This window comes from Kitasatospora sp. NPDC059146 (assembly GCF_042786665.1).
Classification (GTDB): domain Bacteria; phylum Actinomycetota; class Actinomycetes; order Streptomycetales; family Streptomycetaceae; genus Kitasatospora.
The window spans coordinates 1-15,309 of the sequence record NZ_JBHZCY010000180.1; the positions used below are offsets into that span (position 1 = coordinate 1).

Below are 15,309 nucleotides of genomic sequence, written 5' to 3' on the forward strand. Positions count from 1 at the left end.
CGGGACGACTGCCGTCCCGTGCGAACCGGCCGGCCGGGTGGTGCGTCAACGCGTCACCGCGGTGCGGTAGACCCGCAGGTTGACCGGGATCAGCACCGCGATCAGGGCCGCCACCACGATCACCGCGAGCAGCACCGGGTGCCGGTCCGGCAGGCTGCTGCCGACCACCGACGGGGCGTTGCCCCACAGCTCCCGGCAGGCCGCGGCCACCAGGCTGACCGGGTTCCACTCGGCCACCGCGCGCAGCCAGGCGGGCAGCCCGGACAGCGGCATGAACGAGTTGGACAGGAACGACAGCACGACCAGGAACAGCGCCGAGATGCCGTTGATCGCCTCGGCGTTGCGCATCAGCATGCCGACCAGCGCGCCCAGCCAGAGCATCGCGTAGGCGAAGGCCAGCACCAGGACGAAGCCCAGGGCCGCCGAGCCGACGTCCTTGTGGATCCGCCAGCCGACGCCCAGGCCGGCCAGGGTGACGGCGAAGGTGGCGGCCGCGGCGGTCAGCAGGTCGGCCGCGGTGTGGCTGACCAGCACGGCGGAGCGGCCCATCGGCAGCGAGCGGAAGCGGTCGATCAGCCCGGTGCGCAGGTCGGTGGCCACGCCCAGCGCGGCGACGCCGACGCAGGTCAGGCCGACCTGGGCGAACACCCCGGCCATCACGTAGTCGTGGTACTCGCCGGAGCCGGTCACGGTCACCACGCTGGCGAACAGGTAGCCGAGCACGACCACCATGGTCACCGGGGTCAGGGTGATCGCGATGATCTTCTCCGGGGTGCGCCGCAGGTGCCGCAGGTGGCGGCCGATCAGCGCGGCGGTGTCTCCGATGGCCGTGCCGAGGCCGGCCGAGGCGCCGATGTCGCTCACTGCTCGTCTCCCGTCCGTCCGGCGGCGGCCGCCACCGGTTCCCGTTCGCCCTGCTCGGCCACTTCGCCCTGCCCGGGCCGGTCGCCCTGCCCGGTCCGCGGCTGCGGTGCGCCCGGTGCGAGCGCGGGTGCGCCCTCCTCGGGGGCCCGGCCGATCTGGGTGCCTCGCCCGGTCAGGTGGAAGAACACGTCGTCCAGCGAGGGACGGCGCAGCGCGAAGTCCGTCACCGGCACCCGGGCCGTCTCCAGGGCGACCGCGGCGGCGGCGATGGTGCCGATGCCGTCGGCCAGTTGGACGGTGATCCGGCGCCCGGTGCGGTCCACCTCGGGTTGGGCGGCGGCCACCGGGGCGAGCACGGCCAGGGCCTGGGCGATGGCCGCGTCGGTGCCGACGCCCACCTCCAGCCACTCCTCGCCGACCTTGCGCTTGAGCTCGTCCGGGGTGCCCTCGGCGATCACCGTGCCGGTGTCGATGACCAGGATCCGGTCGGCCAGGAAGTCGGCCTCCTCCAGGTACTGGGTGGTGAGCAGCACGGTCACCCCCTGGGCGACCTGTTCGCGGACCATCTCCCAGAGCACCAGCCGGCTCGCCGGGTCCAGCCCGGTGGTCGGCTCGTCCAGGAACAGCACCTCGGGCCGGCCGATCAGCGCGGCGGCCAGGTCCAGCCGGCGGCGCATGCCGCCGGAGTAGGTCTGGGCCGGCTTCTCGGCGGCGTCCTCCAGCTCGAACCGGGCGAGCAGCTCGGCCGCCCGCTCCCGGGCGCCCTTGCGCCCCAGGTGCAGGAGCCGGCCCAGGAGTTCGAGGTTCTCGCGACCGGTGAGCAGCCCGTCGACGGCGGCGTACTGACCGGCCAGGCCGATCCGCCGGCGCACCTGGCGCTGCTGGCGCACGACGTCGAAGCCGGCCACCTCGGCCCGCCCCTGGTCCGGTTCGAGCAGGGTCGCGAGCAGTCGGACGGTGGTGGTCTTGCCGGCGCCGTTGGGGCCCAGCAGGCCGAGCACGGTGCCGGCCGCGACCTCGAGGTCCACGCCCTTGAGCGCGTGGTGATCGCCGTATCTCTTGCCGAGTCCGGTCGCCCTGATTGCGGTGTCCATCATTCATTCCCCCTTCCACGGAGGTCTGTGGATCGTTCGGAAAGCAGACGCCGGAGCACATTCCGGCGCGGAATCGTGAAATTCGGTGGAATCGTTCGGGTCGGCCCGCGGGCCCGGTCGGGTACTCGCGCACTCGACGACCGGTCGGTCGCTCGGGGCGGCCGGCCGACTTTCCCGAATCATCGGCCCGGCGTCACTCGAATGTGGTCCGCTCGAATGGTTGTCCCTCAACGGGGACCGACCGTAGCACCGGGGAAACGAGGCCGGTAAGGGGCTCCGGCCCGCCTCCGCTGGCAGCAGCTTGCCACCGCAGGATGCTGCAACTCCCAGGGGCTCCAAAGCCGTTCGCGAGGGCCTACGGTCATGGTTATTCCGCCGGTCACCCTCGAGCCGGTCAGGACACATCCAACCCGTCTGTCGCCACCGCGGCTTGATCATTGCCGCCGATCGCAGGAGAGGTAATGGCACGTCAAAGCAATTTCGCGGCCCGGCTGGGCGAGTGGAGTGCCCAGCACCGCAAGACAGCCGTCTTCGGCTGGATCATCCTGGTCATCCTGGTCACCGTGCTCGGTGGCATGGTCGGGCAGAAGAGCCTGACCCAGGCCGACTACGGGACCGGGGAGTCCGGCAAGGCCGCCCAGATCCTCAAGGACGCCGGGATCAACGACCCGGTCAACGAGCTGATCCTGGTCCACAGCGACGCGCTGACCGCGGACTCCGCGGAGTTCCGCGGCGCCGTCCAGGCCACCGCCGACGCGGTCAACAAGACCGGTCTCGCGGAGAACCTGCGGGACCCGTACACCACCCAGGCCTTCTCGGCCGACAAGCACTCGGCGCTGATCATGTTCGCCGTCACCGGCGACCCGGACACCGCGGCCGACCGGATCGACCCGGTGATCACCGCCGTCCAGGACACCGCCAAGGCCCACCCCCAGGTGACCCTCGGCGAGTTCGGCGGCGCGACCGCCCTCAAGGGCATCAACGACAGCCTCGGCGACGACTTCACCCGCGCCGAACTGACCGCCCTGCCGGTCGCGTTGGGCATCCTGCTGGTGGTCTTCGGCGCCTTCGTGGCGGCCGTGCTGCCGGTGGCCCTGGCGGTCACCGCCTGCATCGGCGCGCTCGGGCTGCTCGCGCTGAGCAGCCAGGCGGTGCCGGTGGACGGCATGACCAACTCGGTGATGTTCCTGATGGGCCTCGCCGTCGGCGTCGACTACTGCCTGTTCTACCTGCGCCGCGAGCGCGAGGAGCGGGCGGCCGGCCGGGACAAGGCGACCGCGCTGCGGATCGCCGCCCACACCTCGGGCCACTCGGTGATGGTCTCCGGCCTCACCGTGATGGTCGCGATGGCCGGCATGTTCCTCTCCGGGCTGACCGTCTTCGAGGGCTTCGCGATGGCCACCATCGAGGTCGTCGCGGTCGCGGTGGTCGGTTCGATGACCGTGCTGCCGGCCCTGATGTCGATGCTCGGCGACAAGGTCGCGGCCGGCCGGATCCCGTGGATCAGCAAGCGCCGTCAGACCGCCGCGGCGAGCCCGAAGCCCGCCAACGCGCTGCTGCGCGGCGTGCTGGCCCGCCCGGGGATCTTCGCCCTGCTGTCCGCCGCCGTGCTGCTGGTGCTGGCCCTGCCGGCGCTCGGCATGAAGACCGAGAAGCTCGGCATGGACAAGCTGCTGCCCTCCGACAACCCGCTGGTCTCGGTCTCGCAGCGGATCGACCGCGAGTTCCCGGGGTCGCCCTCGCCCGCCACCGTGGTGGTCAAGGCCGACTCCATCGACTCGCCGCAGGTCGCCAAGAGCATCGAGGACTTCAAGCAGGCCGCCCTGGCCTCCGGGAAGACCGGCAACCAGATCGACGTGCGGTACTGGAAGGACAAGAACATCGCCCAGATCAGCGTTCCGCTGGCGGGCAACGGCACCGACGCCACCTCCAAGGCGGCCCTGTCGGCGCTGCGCGGGCAGATCGTCCCGCAGACCCTCAAGACCGTTCCGGGCACCACCGCGCTGGTCGCCGGCGACCTCGCCTTCTCGGTCGACTACAACAACCAGCTGGACCGCAGCATCGTCCCGGTGTTCGCCTTCGTCATGGGCGTCACCTTCCTGCTGATGCTGGTCTCCTTCCGCTCGCTGACCATCTCGATCACCTCGATCCTGCTCAACCTGCTCTCGGTGGCGGCCGCGTACGGCGTGATGACCGCGGTGTTCCAGCACGGCTGGGGCGCCTCGCTGGTGGGCACCAAGGCGCCGGGGGCGATCGAGTCCTGGATGCCGCTGTTCGTCTTCGTGGTGCTCTTCGGCCTCTCGATGGACTACCACGTGTTCGTGGTCTCCCGGATCCGCGAGGCCTACCTCTCGGGCAGGTCCAGCCGGGAGGCGGTCGGCCTCGGCATCCGCAACACCGCCGGGGTGGTCACCAGCGCCGGTCTGATCATGGTCGCGGTGTTCGCGGTCTTCGGCACCCTGGGCATGCAGGACTTCAAGCAGCTCGGCATCGGCCTGGCGGTCGCGGTCCTGCTGGACGCCACCCTGGTCCGCGCGGTGCTGCTGCCCGCGGTGATGGCCCTGCTCGGCGACGCCAACTGGTACCTGCCGCGCTGGCTGGGCGGCGGCCGCACCACCCGCGCCGCGCACGCCGCCGGGGCGCACCACGCCGCCGGCCAGCACGAGCCGGCCGGCACCGCCTACGTCGGCTGACCCGGCCCCGCCCGCCCCTCAGCACCGCCCGACCCCCGCCCGCACCGGGCGGACCCGACTGGAGCCACCACCGTGTTCGAGTTCAGAGTCATCGACGGCACCACCGCCCGCGAGCTCATCGCGGGAGCCCGCCCGAGGATCGTCCAGGAGGTCCGGGAGACCTACCTGACCCACGGCGCCGGCGAGTCCGTGAACCCCGACAGCTACTTCCTGCGGTTCCCGGCCAAGCCGGACGCCCGGATCATCGCCCTGCCGGCCTACCTCGGCGGCGGCGTCGGACTGGCCGGGATCAAGTGGATCAGCAGCTTCCCGGCCAACGTCGAGCGGGGCTTCCCGCGCGCCTCGGCCGCCCTGCTGCTGAACGACTACGAGACCGGCTACCCGTTCGCCGTCCTGGAGGCCTCGCAGATCAGCGCGGCCCGCACCGCGGCCTCCGCCGTGCTCGCCGCCGAGGTGCTCAGCGGCGGCCGTACGGCGGGCCGGCTGGCGGTGGTCGGCGCCGGCATCATCGCCCGCAACATCCTGGAGTTCTTCGGCGCCCAGCAGTGGGAGATCGACGAGCTGGTGGTGCACGACCGCAAGGCCGAGTACGCCCGGGCGCTGGTCGACCACGCCGACGCCGAACTCGGCTACCCGGCCCAGGTGGTGGAGGACCTGCACGAGGCGCTCAAGGGCGCCGACGTGGTGGTGCTGGCCACCACCGCGGGCGAGCCGTACATCCTCGACCCGGAGACCTTCGCCCCCGGGCAGCTGGTGCTCAACATCTCGCTGCGCGACCTCGCGCCGGAGATCATCGGCGGCGCGTACAACGTGCTCGACGACGTGGAGCACTGCATGAAGGCGAACACCTCTCCGCACCTGGCCGAACAGCTCTACGGCAACCGGGAGTTCGTCACCGGCACGCTGGCCCAGGTGATCGAGGGCGAGGTCGCCGTCGGCACCGACCGCCCGGTGGTCTTCTCGCCCTTCGGCCTCGGCGTGCTCGACCTGGCGGTCGGCGCGCTGGTGCACGACGAGGCGGTGGCGGCCGGCCGGGCGACCGAGATCCCCGGCTTCTTCGCGGAGACCACCCGCTGGTAGCCCCACCCCGGGCCCGCCCCACCGGGCCCGCCGACCCCGGGCCCGCCCCCCCACGAAGGGCCCGGCACCACCGACGAGGGCCCCGACCGCCGTGACCGCGGTCGGGGCCCTCGTGGCGTGCTCAGGCCTGCGCGCCGCCGAAGCGCGCCGCCCAGGCCGCCAGGTCCTCGTCGGTGACCTTCGCGAACAGCACCGGCGGCACGGTGAACGGCGTCCCGGCCGGGACGAGGTCCAGCGCCCGGGCCGCGTCCCCGTCGATCCAGGTCCGGGTGTCCCCGGGCAGCGCGAAGGCGCCGCGCATCGCGGCCGCCGCGGTCGGGACGAACGGCTCGGACACCACCGCGTACAGGTGGATCAGGTTCATCGCCGTCCGCAGGGTCAGCGCCGCCGCCTCCGGGTCGGTCTTCACCTGGAGCCAGGGCGCCTTCTCGTCCAGGTAGGCGTTTCCGGCGCTCCACAGCGCGCGCAGCGCCTGCGCCGCCTTGCGGAAGTTGAGCGCCTCCAGCTGGGCCTCGTACTCGGCCAGCAGGCCGGCGGTCTGCTCGCCGAGCCGCTCCTCGGCCCCGCCCGGCGCGGCCCCGGCCGGGACTTCGTCGCCGAAGCGCTTGCGGCTGAACGAGAGCACCCGGTTCACGAAGTTGCCGAGGGTGTCGGCGAGGTCCTTGTTGACCACCGAGGCGAAGAGGTCCCAGGTGAAGCTGGAGTCGTCCGACTCGGGGGCGTGCGCCATCAGGAAGTAGCGCCAGTAGTCGGCGGGCAGCAGCTCCAGCGCGACGTCGGTGAAGATGCCGCGCTTCTGGCTGGTGGAGAACTTCCCGCCGTAGTACGTCAGCCAGTTGAAGGCCTTGACGTAGTCGACCTTCTTCCACGGGCGGCGCGAGCCGAGGATCGTCGCCGGGAACATCACGGTGTGGAACGGGACGTTGTCCTTGGCCATGAACTCGGTGTAGCGGACGGTGTCGTCGGCCTCGTACCACCAGGACCTCCAGTCCCGCGGCTGCCCGGCCGGGGCGGCGTCCGCCCACTCCTTGGTGGCGCCGATGTACTCGATCGGGGCGTCGAACCAGACGTAGAACACCTTGCCCTCGGCGGCCAGTTCGGGCCACACGTCGGCCGGCACCGGGACGCCCCACTCCAGGTCGCGGGTGATCGAGCGGTCCTGGAGGCCCTCGGTCAGCCACTTGCGGGCGATCGAGGAGGCCAGCACCGGCCAGTCGTCGCCGTGCGCGGCGATCCAGGCCTCGACCTCCTGGGTCAGCTTCGACTGGAGCAGGAACAGGTGCCTGGTCTCCCGGACTTCGAGGTCGGCGCTGCCGCTGATCGCCGAGCGCGGCTCCAGCAGGTCGGTCGGGTCCAGCACCCGGGTGCAGTTCTCGCACTGGTCGCCGCGCGCCTTGTCGTAGCCGCAGTGCGGGCAGGTGCCGACGATGTAGCGGTCCGGCAGGAAGCGGCCGTCGGCGTTGGAGTACACCTGGCGGACCGCGCGCTCCTCGACGAAGCCGTTGCGCTGGAGCTCGCGGGCGATCTCCTGGGTGATCTCCCGGTTCTGCGGCGAGGAGCTGCGGCCGAAGTGGTCGAAGGACAGCCCGAAGCCGTCGTACACCGCCCGCTGGGCGTCGTGCGCCCGGGCGCAGAACTCGGCGACCGGCAACCCGGCCTCCTGCGCCGCCAGTTCGGCGGGCGTGCCGTGCTCGTCGGTGGCGCAGATGTACAGCACCTCGTGGCCGCGTTGGCGCAGGTAGCGGGCGTGGACGTCCGCCGGGAGCATCGACCCGACCAGGTTGCCCAGGTGCTTGATCCCGTTGATGTACGGAAGGGCGCTGGTGATCAGGTGCCGAGCCATCCTCGGATGCTCCGATTTCTCCCGCACGCGCACCCCACCCGGAGTGCGGTGCCAGGCGCAGGGGTCCACTGTGGGCTGCCAAGCCTACCGTCGGCCGCCCCGCCGACCGGCCCGCGACGGGGGCAGCGCGGCCTCACGGACGGGTGAAGTCGGCGTACCGGTCGAACTCCCCGGCCTTGACCCCGCGGACGAACGCCGCCCACTTGCGCGGCGTGGTCCGCACGACCACCTCGGGCAGGTCCGACTCGCGGATCTCCACCTGCCCGGCGTAGGTTCTGACCTCCACGCAGTCGGTGCTCTCGCCGCTGGCCGACGCCTTGCGCCACGTACTCATGAGAAGTCTTTCAGTAAGGCCCGGATGAACTCCCGGGACTCCGCCGCCCCCAGCGCGATCGCCGCGGTCTTCTCCTTGATCCGTCGGTAGGACGACAATTCCGCTTCGGAGTGCACGAACTTCGGCCCGTGCACGAGCTCGATCTGGACGGTGTCCAGCTCCGGGACGGGCCCGCGCGCGAGATACGGGCTCTCCGAGGAGCCGGTGTACGTGGGCACACTGAACGGGATCACCCGGATCTCCAGTCCGGGCCGCTCGGAATTCAGCAGCAGGCTGTGCAACTGGTCGCGCAGCACGGCGGGGCCGCCGAACTGCATCCGCAGCGCGGATTCGTGCAGGATCGCGCTGTACGGCTTCGGGCGGTCGACGAAGATCTGCTGGCGCCGAATCCGGAATTCCTTCCGGACCTGCGCCTCCTGGCGGTGCTGGGCGGGGAGCCGCTCGAACACCGCGGCCGCGTAGTCCGGGGTCTGTAGCAGCCCGGGGATGAAGGTGCTGTTGAGGATGGAGAGCGACGCGGCGTGGTGCTCCATCTCGGCGATGTCGATGATCCCGCCGGGCATCCGGCCCCGGTAGCCGTCCCACCAGTACTTGCGGCGGTCCTGGGTCATGGCGAGCAGCGCGTCCAGGTACGGGCCGTCGGGGCAGCCGCAGGTGCGCGCCCAGGTCCGGAGCCGTTCGGCGCTGATGCCCGACTTCCCGTTCTCCATCTGGGAGATCTTGGGCAGGTCGGTGCCGATCGTGGCGGCCAGGCTCTTGGGCGTCACGCCCACGCGTTCGCGCATCTTGCGCAGCTCGATCCCCAGGCGCTGCTGGCGGACGGTCGGCGACAAGCGGGGTGGCATGACTCTCTTCTCCGGATCGCGGCTTCGGTCGATGCTTCCGGTGAAGTGTGACGTGCACACCGGGCCCTAGCTAGCGAATTGGGGGATACCCCACGATGGAGTGAACGTCCAGTCCCTCGGTAGCAACTCTGGCACCCTGACCCTATGGTCGTCCGTGTCACTCGCTGACTTGTTGTCCCCTAAACAGTCGCCAAGTCGCCTATCGGCCCTGCCAATCAGCCGTAAATACACCCAGATGCACGGTCAGGGCGTTCGGCATCACCGACCGGAGACAGCCGTGCCCCTTCCTCCCCCTCCCGGCCCCCCGCACCCGCGCCCCCACCGCCCCCACCTCCCCCAGCGCATTTCCGTACCCCGGTGAATGCCCTTCTGGTCGCCGGATTGTCCGCCCTCCTCCTCGCCGTCCTTTTCGTCGGCTGGCTGGTCTGGCTGGTCAACATGCAGCCCCGGGAACTCCGCTCGACAAAACCGGAGTTGATCCCCCGTCATTCCACCCGCGCCGAGCACGAATAGCCCCGGCCCGGGGCCCGCCGTCAGCCGCGGGCGAGGCGGGCGGTCAGGCGGGCCTTGGCGGGGGGCCACTCGTCGGCGAGCATCGAGAAGTAGGCGCTGTCGCGCCAGGTGCCGGTGGGGCGGAGGCGGTGGCGGCGCAGGACGCCCTCGAACCGGGCGCCGAGGCGCAGGATGGCGTTGCGGGAGCGCTCGTTGAGGGCGTCGGTCTTCCAGTAGACGCGGCCGGTGCCGAGGTCCTCGAAGGCGTGGGTGAGCAGCAGCAGCTTGGCCTCGCTGTTGACCGCGGTGCGCCAGACGGAGCGGGCGTACAGGGTGCCGCCGATCTCGACCGACTCGTCCGTGGGGTTGATGTCGTGGTAGCCGGTGATGCCGACGGCGGTGCCGGCCGCGAGGTCGACGGCGGCGAACCAGACCGAGTCGCCCCGCTCGGCCCCGGCGATGCGGAGGTCCAGGATGCGGCCGAGCTCCTCCTCGGAGGCCGGCGGGAGGTCCATGGTCCAGCGCCAGACCTCGGGGTCGGAGCCGATGGCGGCCCACAGGTCGGCGAGGTGGTGGCGCCCCAGCGGCTCCAGGCGGATGTGGCGGCCGGTGAGGGTGATGGCGGTGGGCGGCTTCGCGGTCATGCCCCCGAACGTAGCGCGCCTCTGCACTAGATGCAATGGATTTACGTACTAGTGCAATGAGTCGAGGGCAAAGCGGAGGGCCCCGCGGGACGGTGCGTCCCGCGGGGCCCTCCGGAGGAACGGGCTCAGATGAACGAGTTGATCTGGATCGTCTCGTCCCGGCCCGGGCCGACGCCGATGGCGGAGATCGGCGCGCCGGACATCTCCTCCAGCGCCTTCACGTAGGCCTGGGCGTTCTTCGGCAGCTCGGCGAAGGTCTTCGCCTTGCTGATGTCCTCGGTCCAGCCCGGCAGCGTCTCGTAGATCGGCTTGGCGTGGTGGAAGTCCGACTGGTTGTAGGGGAGTTCCTCGACCCGCCGGCCGTCGATCTCGTACGCGACGCAGACCGGGATCTGCTCCCAGCCGGTCAGCACGTCGAGCTTGGTGAGGAAGAAGTCGGTGAGGCCGTTGACCCGGGTCGCGTAGCGCGCGATGACGGCGTCGAACCAGCCGCAGCGGCGGTCGCGGCCGGTGGTGACACCGCGCTCGCCACCGATCCGGCGCAGCGCCTCGCCGTCCTCGTCGAGCAGCTCGGTCGGGAACGGGCCGGAGCCGACGCGGGTGGTGTAGGCCTTGAGGATGCCGATGACCCGGTCGATCTTGGTGGGGCCGATGCCGGCGCCGGTGCAGGCGCCGCCCGCGGTCGGGTTCGACGAGGTCACGAAGGGGTACGTGCCGTGGTCGACGTCGAGCAGGGTGCCCTGGCCGCCCTCCAGCAGGACGACCTTGTTCGCCTTGAGCGCCTCGTCCAGGACGAGGGTGGTGTCGGCGAGGAAGGGCCGGATCTTGTCCGCGTAGCCCAGGTACTCCTCGACCACCAGGTCGGCCGGGATGGCGCGGCGGTTGTAGAGCTTGACCAGGATCTGGTTCTTGTCGTGCAGCGCCGCCTCGATCTTCTGGCGCAGGATCGACTCGTCGAACAGGTCCTGGACCCGGATGCCGACGCGGTTGATCTTGTCCGCGTAGGTCGGGCCGATGCCGCGGCCGGTGGTGCCGATCCGGCGCTTGCCGAGGAAGCGCTCGGTGACCTTGTCGATGGTCCGGTGGTACGGGGTGATCAGGTGGGCGTTGCCCGAGACCAGCAGCTTCGAGGTGTCGATGCCGCGCTCGTTCAGGCCGGCCAGCTCGGAGAGCAGCACGCCCGGGTCGATGACGACGCCGTTGCCGATGACCGGGGTCACGTTCGGGCTGAGGATGCCGGAGGGGAGCAGGTGCAGGGCGTACTTCTGGTCGCCGATGACCACCGTGTGACCGGCGTTGTTGCCGCCCTGGTAGCGGACGACGTAGTCGACGGAGCCGCCGAGGAGGTCGGTGGCCTTCCCCTTGCCCTCGTCCCCCCACTGAGCGCCAACGAGCACGAGTGCCGGCACAGGCGTACACCCCTTCCGGTTGGGGCATCCTGCGTAGGCCGCAGTCTGCCCCGAGATAGACGAAGCCCCTGGCGCAATGGCGCAAGGGGCTCTTGCACCGAGAGATTACCTGAGGAAGGACCGGTCGTGTCGTCCCTGTCCACGCCTGGAACCGGCGGTCCCGAGCCCCTTCTGCTGCTGCTCGACCCGGTGGCCCGGCGGACCGACGGGGAGTCGGTGCGGATCGCGAGGGACGTGCTCTGCGGGGGTGCGGACGTCAAGGTGGCCTATCCGGACAACCCGACCGAACTCGACCGGATGCTTTCGCACCGGGGTCGGCGGCGACCGGTGGTGATCGGTTCCGACCTCGCCCTGCAGCGGGTGCTCCAGGCCCTGCACCGCCAGCGTGAGCTGGGCGCGGATCCGGTGGGCATGGTTCCGGTCGGCCGCGCGGAGGAGCTGGCGGCGGCCCGCGCACTGGGTGTGCCGGAGGAGCCGGTGCGGGCCGCGCGGGCGGTGCTGTCGGGGTCGCCGCGCACCTTCGACCTGCTGGTGGACGACGGTGGCGGGGTGGCGCTCGGCGGGGTGCGGATCACCGGCGGCGGAGCGCCCCGCTCGGAGGGCCGTCCGGGTGGTTGGCGTTCGCTATGGGCGAAACTGGCTGCGGCCGAGCAGGCGAACGCACTCACCTCCGACGCGGTCGACCACAGCCCCCGGGTCCGGGTCGAGGCGGACGGCCGGCTGCTGGCCGACGTGCACCGCCCGGTCCGGCTGGTCGAGCTGACCCTCACCGGTGCCGGCGCGGACGGCGCCGGCGTGCTGGAGGTGGTGGTCCGCGCGCCCGGCGCGCTGGTGCGGGCGCGGGCGGCCAGTGTCTCGGTGGTCGGGCGCGGCTTCGGCTACGAGGCGGACGGCCATCCGGTCGGCCCGGTCCGGGCCCGGACCTGGACGGTGCACCCGGGCGCCTGGGGCCTGTTGCTGCCCGCCGCGTGACCTCCGGGTGAACCCCGGGTGAGCAGGCTCACGTTCGGAGCCGCCCGGCGACCACCGCTGCGCACACGGAAAGCCCCAACGGGCGCGAACCGCAAGGCCAACCGCCGCCCGCCGGAATTCCCCCACCCGAATTCCCGGCTCCGTAAGGGGTTTTGTCTACGCGCGTTACTCCGCGATCTCCGCCCGGAGCGGACCTCCCGGGTACCGGAAGCCCTGGTCAACTGCCCTAGACTCGAAGGCGTGCCACGTGGTGACGGAAGACTCAACCACGATCTTCTTCCCGGTGAGAAAGGCCCCCAGGACGCTTGCGGCGTCTTCGGTGTCTGGGCTCCCGGCGAGGAGGTCGCCAAGCTCACGTTCTTCGGCCTTTACGCCCTGCAGCACCGCGGTCAGGAATCCGCGGGCATCGCAGTGAGCAATGGCTCCCAGATTCTCGTCTTCAAGGACATGGGACTCGTCTCCCAGGTCTTCGACGAGGCCTCCCTGGGGTCGTTGCACGGGCATATCGCCGTCGGACACGCCCGCTACTCGACCACCGGTTCCTCGGTCTGGGAGAACGCCCAGCCGACCTTCCGGGCGACCGTCCACGGTTCGCTGGCCCTCGGGCACAACGGAAACCTGGTGAACACCGCCGAACTGGCGGCCATGGTCGCCGAACTGCCCGGCGAGGAGCACGTCTCGCGCTCCGGCCGGACCGCCGCGACCAACGACACCGACCTGGTGACCGCGCTGCTGGCCGGCCACCCGGACCTCTCCATCGAGGAGACGGCCAAGGTCGTGCTGCCGAAGGTCAAGGGCGCCTTCTCGCTCGTCTTCATGGACGAGCACACCCTCTACGCCGCCCGCGACCCGCAGGGCATCCGCCCGCTGGTGCTCGGCCGGCTGGAGCGCGGCTGGGTGGTCGCCTCCGAGACGGCGGCGCTGGACATCTGCGGCGCCTCCTTCATCCGCGAGGTCGAGCCCGGCGAGCTCATCGCCATCGACGAGAACGGCATGCGCACCTCGCGCTTCGCCGAGGCCAAGCCCAAGGGCTGCGTCTTCGAGTACGTCTACCTGGCCCGCCCCGACACCTCCATCGCCGGCCGCAACGTGCACCTCTCCCGGGTGGAGATGGGCCGTCGGCTGGCCGTGGAGGCCCCGGTCGAGGCCGACCTGGTGATAGCGACGCCCGAGTCCGGCACCCCCGCCGCGATCGGCTACGCCGAGGCCAGCGGCATCCCGTACGGCTCCGGCCTGGTGAAGAACGCCTACGTGGGCCGCACCTTCATCCAGCCCAGCCAGACGATCCGCCAGCTCGGCATCCGGCTCAAGCTGAACCCGCTGCGTGAGGTCATCGCCGGCAAGCGCCTGGTGGTGGTGGACGACTCGATCGTCCGCGGCAACACCCAGCGCGCGCTGGTGAAGATGCTGCGCGAGGCGGGCGCCGCCGAGGTGCACATCCGGATCTCCTCGCCCCCGGTGAAGTGGCCCTGCTTCTTCGGCATCGACTTCGCCACCCGCGCGGAGCTGATCGCCAACGGCATGACCATCGAGGAGATCGGCCGCACGCTCGGCGCCGACTCGCTCTCGTACATCTCGATCGACGGCATGATCGAGGCCACCAAGCAGCCCAAGGACAGGCTCTGCCGGGCCTGCTTCGACGGCGAGTACCCGATGGAGCTGCCGGACCCGGCGCTGCTCGGCAAGCTCCTGCTGGAGGCCGAGATCAAGGGCGGCCAGCAGCAGCCGGCCGTCCGCGGCAAGCCGACCAGCGGCAGCGACCTGGACGGCGTCCAGTCGCTGCTCGGCGGGGCGGGCGCGGCCGACGCGCTGCGCCGCCCGTAGCGAATCCACGGTGGGGTCCCGCGAACCGGGGCCCCACCGCTGTTTCCGAACCACCCCCACCTGACCCGAAAGGGCCGCACGCAGTGACCAGCAACCAGAACGGCGCCACCTACGCCGCCGCCGGTGTCGACATCGAGGCGGGCGACCGCGCCGTCGAGCTCATGAAGCAGTGGGTGAAGAAGGCCAGCCGCCCCGAGGTGGTCGGCGGTCTCGGCGGCTTCGCCGGCCTCTTCGACGTGTCCGCCCTCAAGAACTACGAGCGGCCGCTGCTGGCCTCGGCCACCGACGGCGTGGGGACCAAGGTGGCCATCGCGGCCGCCATGGACAAGCACGACACCATCGGCCACGACCTGGTCGGCATGGTCGTGGACGACCTCGTGGTGTGCGGCGCCGAGCCGCTCTTCATGACCGACTACATCTGCGTCGGCAAGGTCGTCCCCGAGCGGGTCGCCTCGATCGTCAAGGGCATCGCCGAGGGCTGCGCGCTGGCCGGCTGCGCCCTGGTGGGCGGCGAGACCGCCGAGCACCCGGGCTTGCTCGGCCCGGACGAGTACGACGTCGCGGGCGCCGGCACCGGCGTGGTCGAGGCCGACGCGCTGCTGGGCGCCGAGCGGGTCCGGGCCGGCGACGTGGTGATCGCGATGGCCGCCTCCGGCCTGCACTCCAACGGCTACTCGCTGGTCCGCCACGTGCTGCTGAACGAGGCCGGCTGGAAGCTGGACCGCAAGGTCGAGGAGTTCGGCCGCACCCTCGGCGAGGAGCTGCTGGAGCCGACCCGGATCTACTCGCTGGACTGCCTGGCGCTCACCCGGGCCACCGAGGTGCACGCCTTCTCGCACGTCACCGGCGGCGGCCTGGCGGCCAACCTGGCCCGGGTGATCCCGGAGGGCCTGCACGCCCGCCTGGACCGCGGCACCTGGACCCCGCTGCCGGTCTTCCGGACCGTCGCCGAGGTCGGCAAGGTGGCCACCCTGGAGATCGAGAAGACGCTCAACATGGGCGTCGGCATGGTCGCCGTCGTCCCGCCGCACTCGGTGGACGTGGTGCTGTCGATCCTGGAGGACCGGGGCGTCGAGGCCTGGCTGCTCGGCGACGTGGTCGACCGCACGGACGAGCACGAGGCCGGTGCGGCCCTGTACAACGCCTACGAGGGCTTCACGACGGCCTGACGGCCGGTCGGACGCGCAGAGGGCCCCTCCGGTGCACCGGAGGGGC

The 15,309-nt window shown here is 71.4% G+C and carries 13 protein-coding genes; 6 read left to right on the forward strand and 7 right to left on the reverse strand.

Annotation, left to right across the window (positions count from 1 at the left end; translation table 11 throughout):
* Window positions 1-45: 45 nt before the first annotated feature.
* The gene (locus tag ACFXPX_RS40700) at window positions 46-864 is read right to left on the reverse strand and encodes an ABC transporter permease (RefSeq protein WP_380525583.1); all 819 of its coding nucleotides are present in this window, start codon (window positions 862-864) and stop codon (window positions 46-48) included.
* On the reverse strand, window positions 861-1,958 hold the full coding sequence (locus ACFXPX_RS40705; RefSeq protein ID WP_380525596.1) for an ATP-binding cassette domain-containing protein: 1,098 nt from the start codon (window positions 1,956-1,958) through the stop codon (window positions 861-863). The genes ACFXPX_RS40700 and ACFXPX_RS40705 overlap by 4 nt, the downstream gene beginning before the upstream one ends.
* A gap of 461 nt (window positions 1,959-2,419) precedes the next feature.
* Between ACFXPX_RS40705 and ACFXPX_RS40710 the strand changes: the two genes are divergently transcribed.
* Together ACFXPX_RS40710 and sbnB are read left to right on the forward strand one after the other, a co-directional pair.
* Window positions 2,420-4,651, forward strand: coding sequence for an MMPL family transporter (locus ACFXPX_RS40710; protein ID WP_375896276.1), 2,232 nt, complete (start codon window positions 2,420-2,422; stop codon window positions 4,649-4,651).
* A gap of 72 nt (window positions 4,652-4,723) precedes the next feature.
* Window positions 4,724-5,731, forward strand: coding sequence for a 2,3-diaminopropionate biosynthesis protein SbnB (sbnB, locus tag ACFXPX_RS40715; RefSeq protein ID WP_375896278.1), 1,008 nt, complete (start codon window positions 4,724-4,726; stop codon window positions 5,729-5,731).
* Window positions 5,732-5,852: 121 nt separating this feature from the next.
* Here the strand turns inward: sbnB and metG are convergent, their stop codons facing one another.
* The 3 genes from metG to ACFXPX_RS40730 all read right to left on the reverse strand — a co-directional run bounded on the left by metG (window position 5,853) and on the right by ACFXPX_RS40730 (window position 8,753).
* A complete protein-coding gene (gene metG, locus ACFXPX_RS40720) occupies window positions 5,853-7,574 on the reverse strand; it encodes a methionine--tRNA ligase (protein ID WP_380525582.1) in 1,722 nt (573 codons plus the stop codon).
* 133 nt (window positions 7,575-7,707) lie between these two features.
* Window positions 7,708-7,908, reverse strand: a complete 201-nt coding sequence (locus ACFXPX_RS40725) for a DUF397 domain-containing protein (protein WP_375896283.1) — start codon at window positions 7,906-7,908, stop codon at window positions 7,708-7,710.
* Window positions 7,905-8,753 carry a helix-turn-helix domain-containing protein gene (locus ACFXPX_RS40730; protein ID WP_375896286.1) on the reverse strand — a complete coding sequence of 283 codons (849 nt, stop codon included), beginning with the start codon at window positions 8,751-8,753 and terminating at the stop codon, window positions 7,905-7,907. The genes ACFXPX_RS40725 and ACFXPX_RS40730 overlap by 4 nt, the downstream gene beginning before the upstream one ends.
* Before the next feature lie 357 nt (window positions 8,754-9,110).
* Here ACFXPX_RS40730 and ACFXPX_RS40735 point away from each other — a divergent pair, with 357 nt between their 5' ends.
* Window positions 9,111-9,266, forward strand: coding sequence for a hypothetical protein (locus tag ACFXPX_RS40735; RefSeq protein ID WP_380644866.1), 156 nt, complete (start codon window positions 9,111-9,113; stop codon window positions 9,264-9,266).
* 20 nt (window positions 9,267-9,286) lie between these two features.
* Here ACFXPX_RS40735 and ACFXPX_RS40740 read toward each other — a convergent pair whose 3' ends face one another.
* Window positions 9,287-9,889, reverse strand: a complete 603-nt coding sequence (locus tag ACFXPX_RS40740) for a GNAT family N-acetyltransferase (protein WP_375896291.1) — start codon at window positions 9,887-9,889, stop codon at window positions 9,287-9,289.
* 125 nt (window positions 9,890-10,014) lie between these two features.
* Window positions 10,015-11,298 (reverse strand): adenylosuccinate synthase, encoded by a 1,284-nt coding sequence (locus ACFXPX_RS40745; protein ID WP_375896292.1) that lies wholly within the window; start codon window positions 11,296-11,298, stop codon window positions 10,015-10,017.
* A gap of 126 nt (window positions 11,299-11,424) precedes the next feature.
* Between ACFXPX_RS40745 and ACFXPX_RS40750 the strand changes: the two genes are divergently transcribed.
* From ACFXPX_RS40750 to purM, 3 genes are all read left to right on the forward strand, one after another.
* Window positions 11,425-12,270, forward strand: a complete 846-nt coding sequence (locus ACFXPX_RS40750) for a diacylglycerol kinase (protein ID WP_375896295.1) — start codon at window positions 11,425-11,427, stop codon at window positions 12,268-12,270.
* Window positions 12,271-12,510: 240 nt separating this feature from the next.
* The gene (purF, locus tag ACFXPX_RS40755; protein ID WP_380525580.1) at window positions 12,511-14,094 is read left to right on the forward strand and encodes an amidophosphoribosyltransferase; all 1,584 of its coding nucleotides are present in this window, start codon (window positions 12,511-12,513) and stop codon (window positions 14,092-14,094) included.
* A gap of 83 nt (window positions 14,095-14,177) precedes the next feature.
* Entirely contained in the window at window positions 14,178-15,263 is a 1,086-nt protein-coding gene (gene purM, locus ACFXPX_RS40760) for a phosphoribosylformylglycinamidine cyclo-ligase (protein WP_375896300.1), read from the forward strand.
* Window positions 15,264-15,309 lie beyond the last annotated feature (46 nt).

Coding starts and splice junctions, on each gene's coding strand:
- ACFXPX_RS40705 (WP_380525596.1), bottom strand. CDS start 1,958: ATGGACACCGCAATCAGGGCGACCGGACTCGGCAAGAGATACGGCGAT.
- ACFXPX_RS40710 (WP_375896276.1), top strand. CDS start 2,420: ATGGCACGTCAAAGCAATTTCGCGGCCCGGCTGGGCGAGTGGAGTGCC.
- metG (WP_380525582.1), bottom strand. CDS start 7,574: ATGGCTCGGCACCTGATCACCAGCGCCCTTCCGTACATCAACGGGATC.
- ACFXPX_RS40725 (WP_375896283.1), bottom strand. CDS start 7,908: ATGAGTACGTGGCGCAAGGCGTCGGCCAGCGGCGAGAGCACCGACTGC.
- ACFXPX_RS40730 (WP_375896286.1), bottom strand. CDS start 8,753: ATGCCACCCCGCTTGTCGCCGACCGTCCGCCAGCAGCGCCTGGGGATC.
- ACFXPX_RS40740 (WP_375896291.1), bottom strand. CDS start 9,889: ATGACCGCGAAGCCGCCCACCGCCATCACCCTCACCGGCCGCCACATC.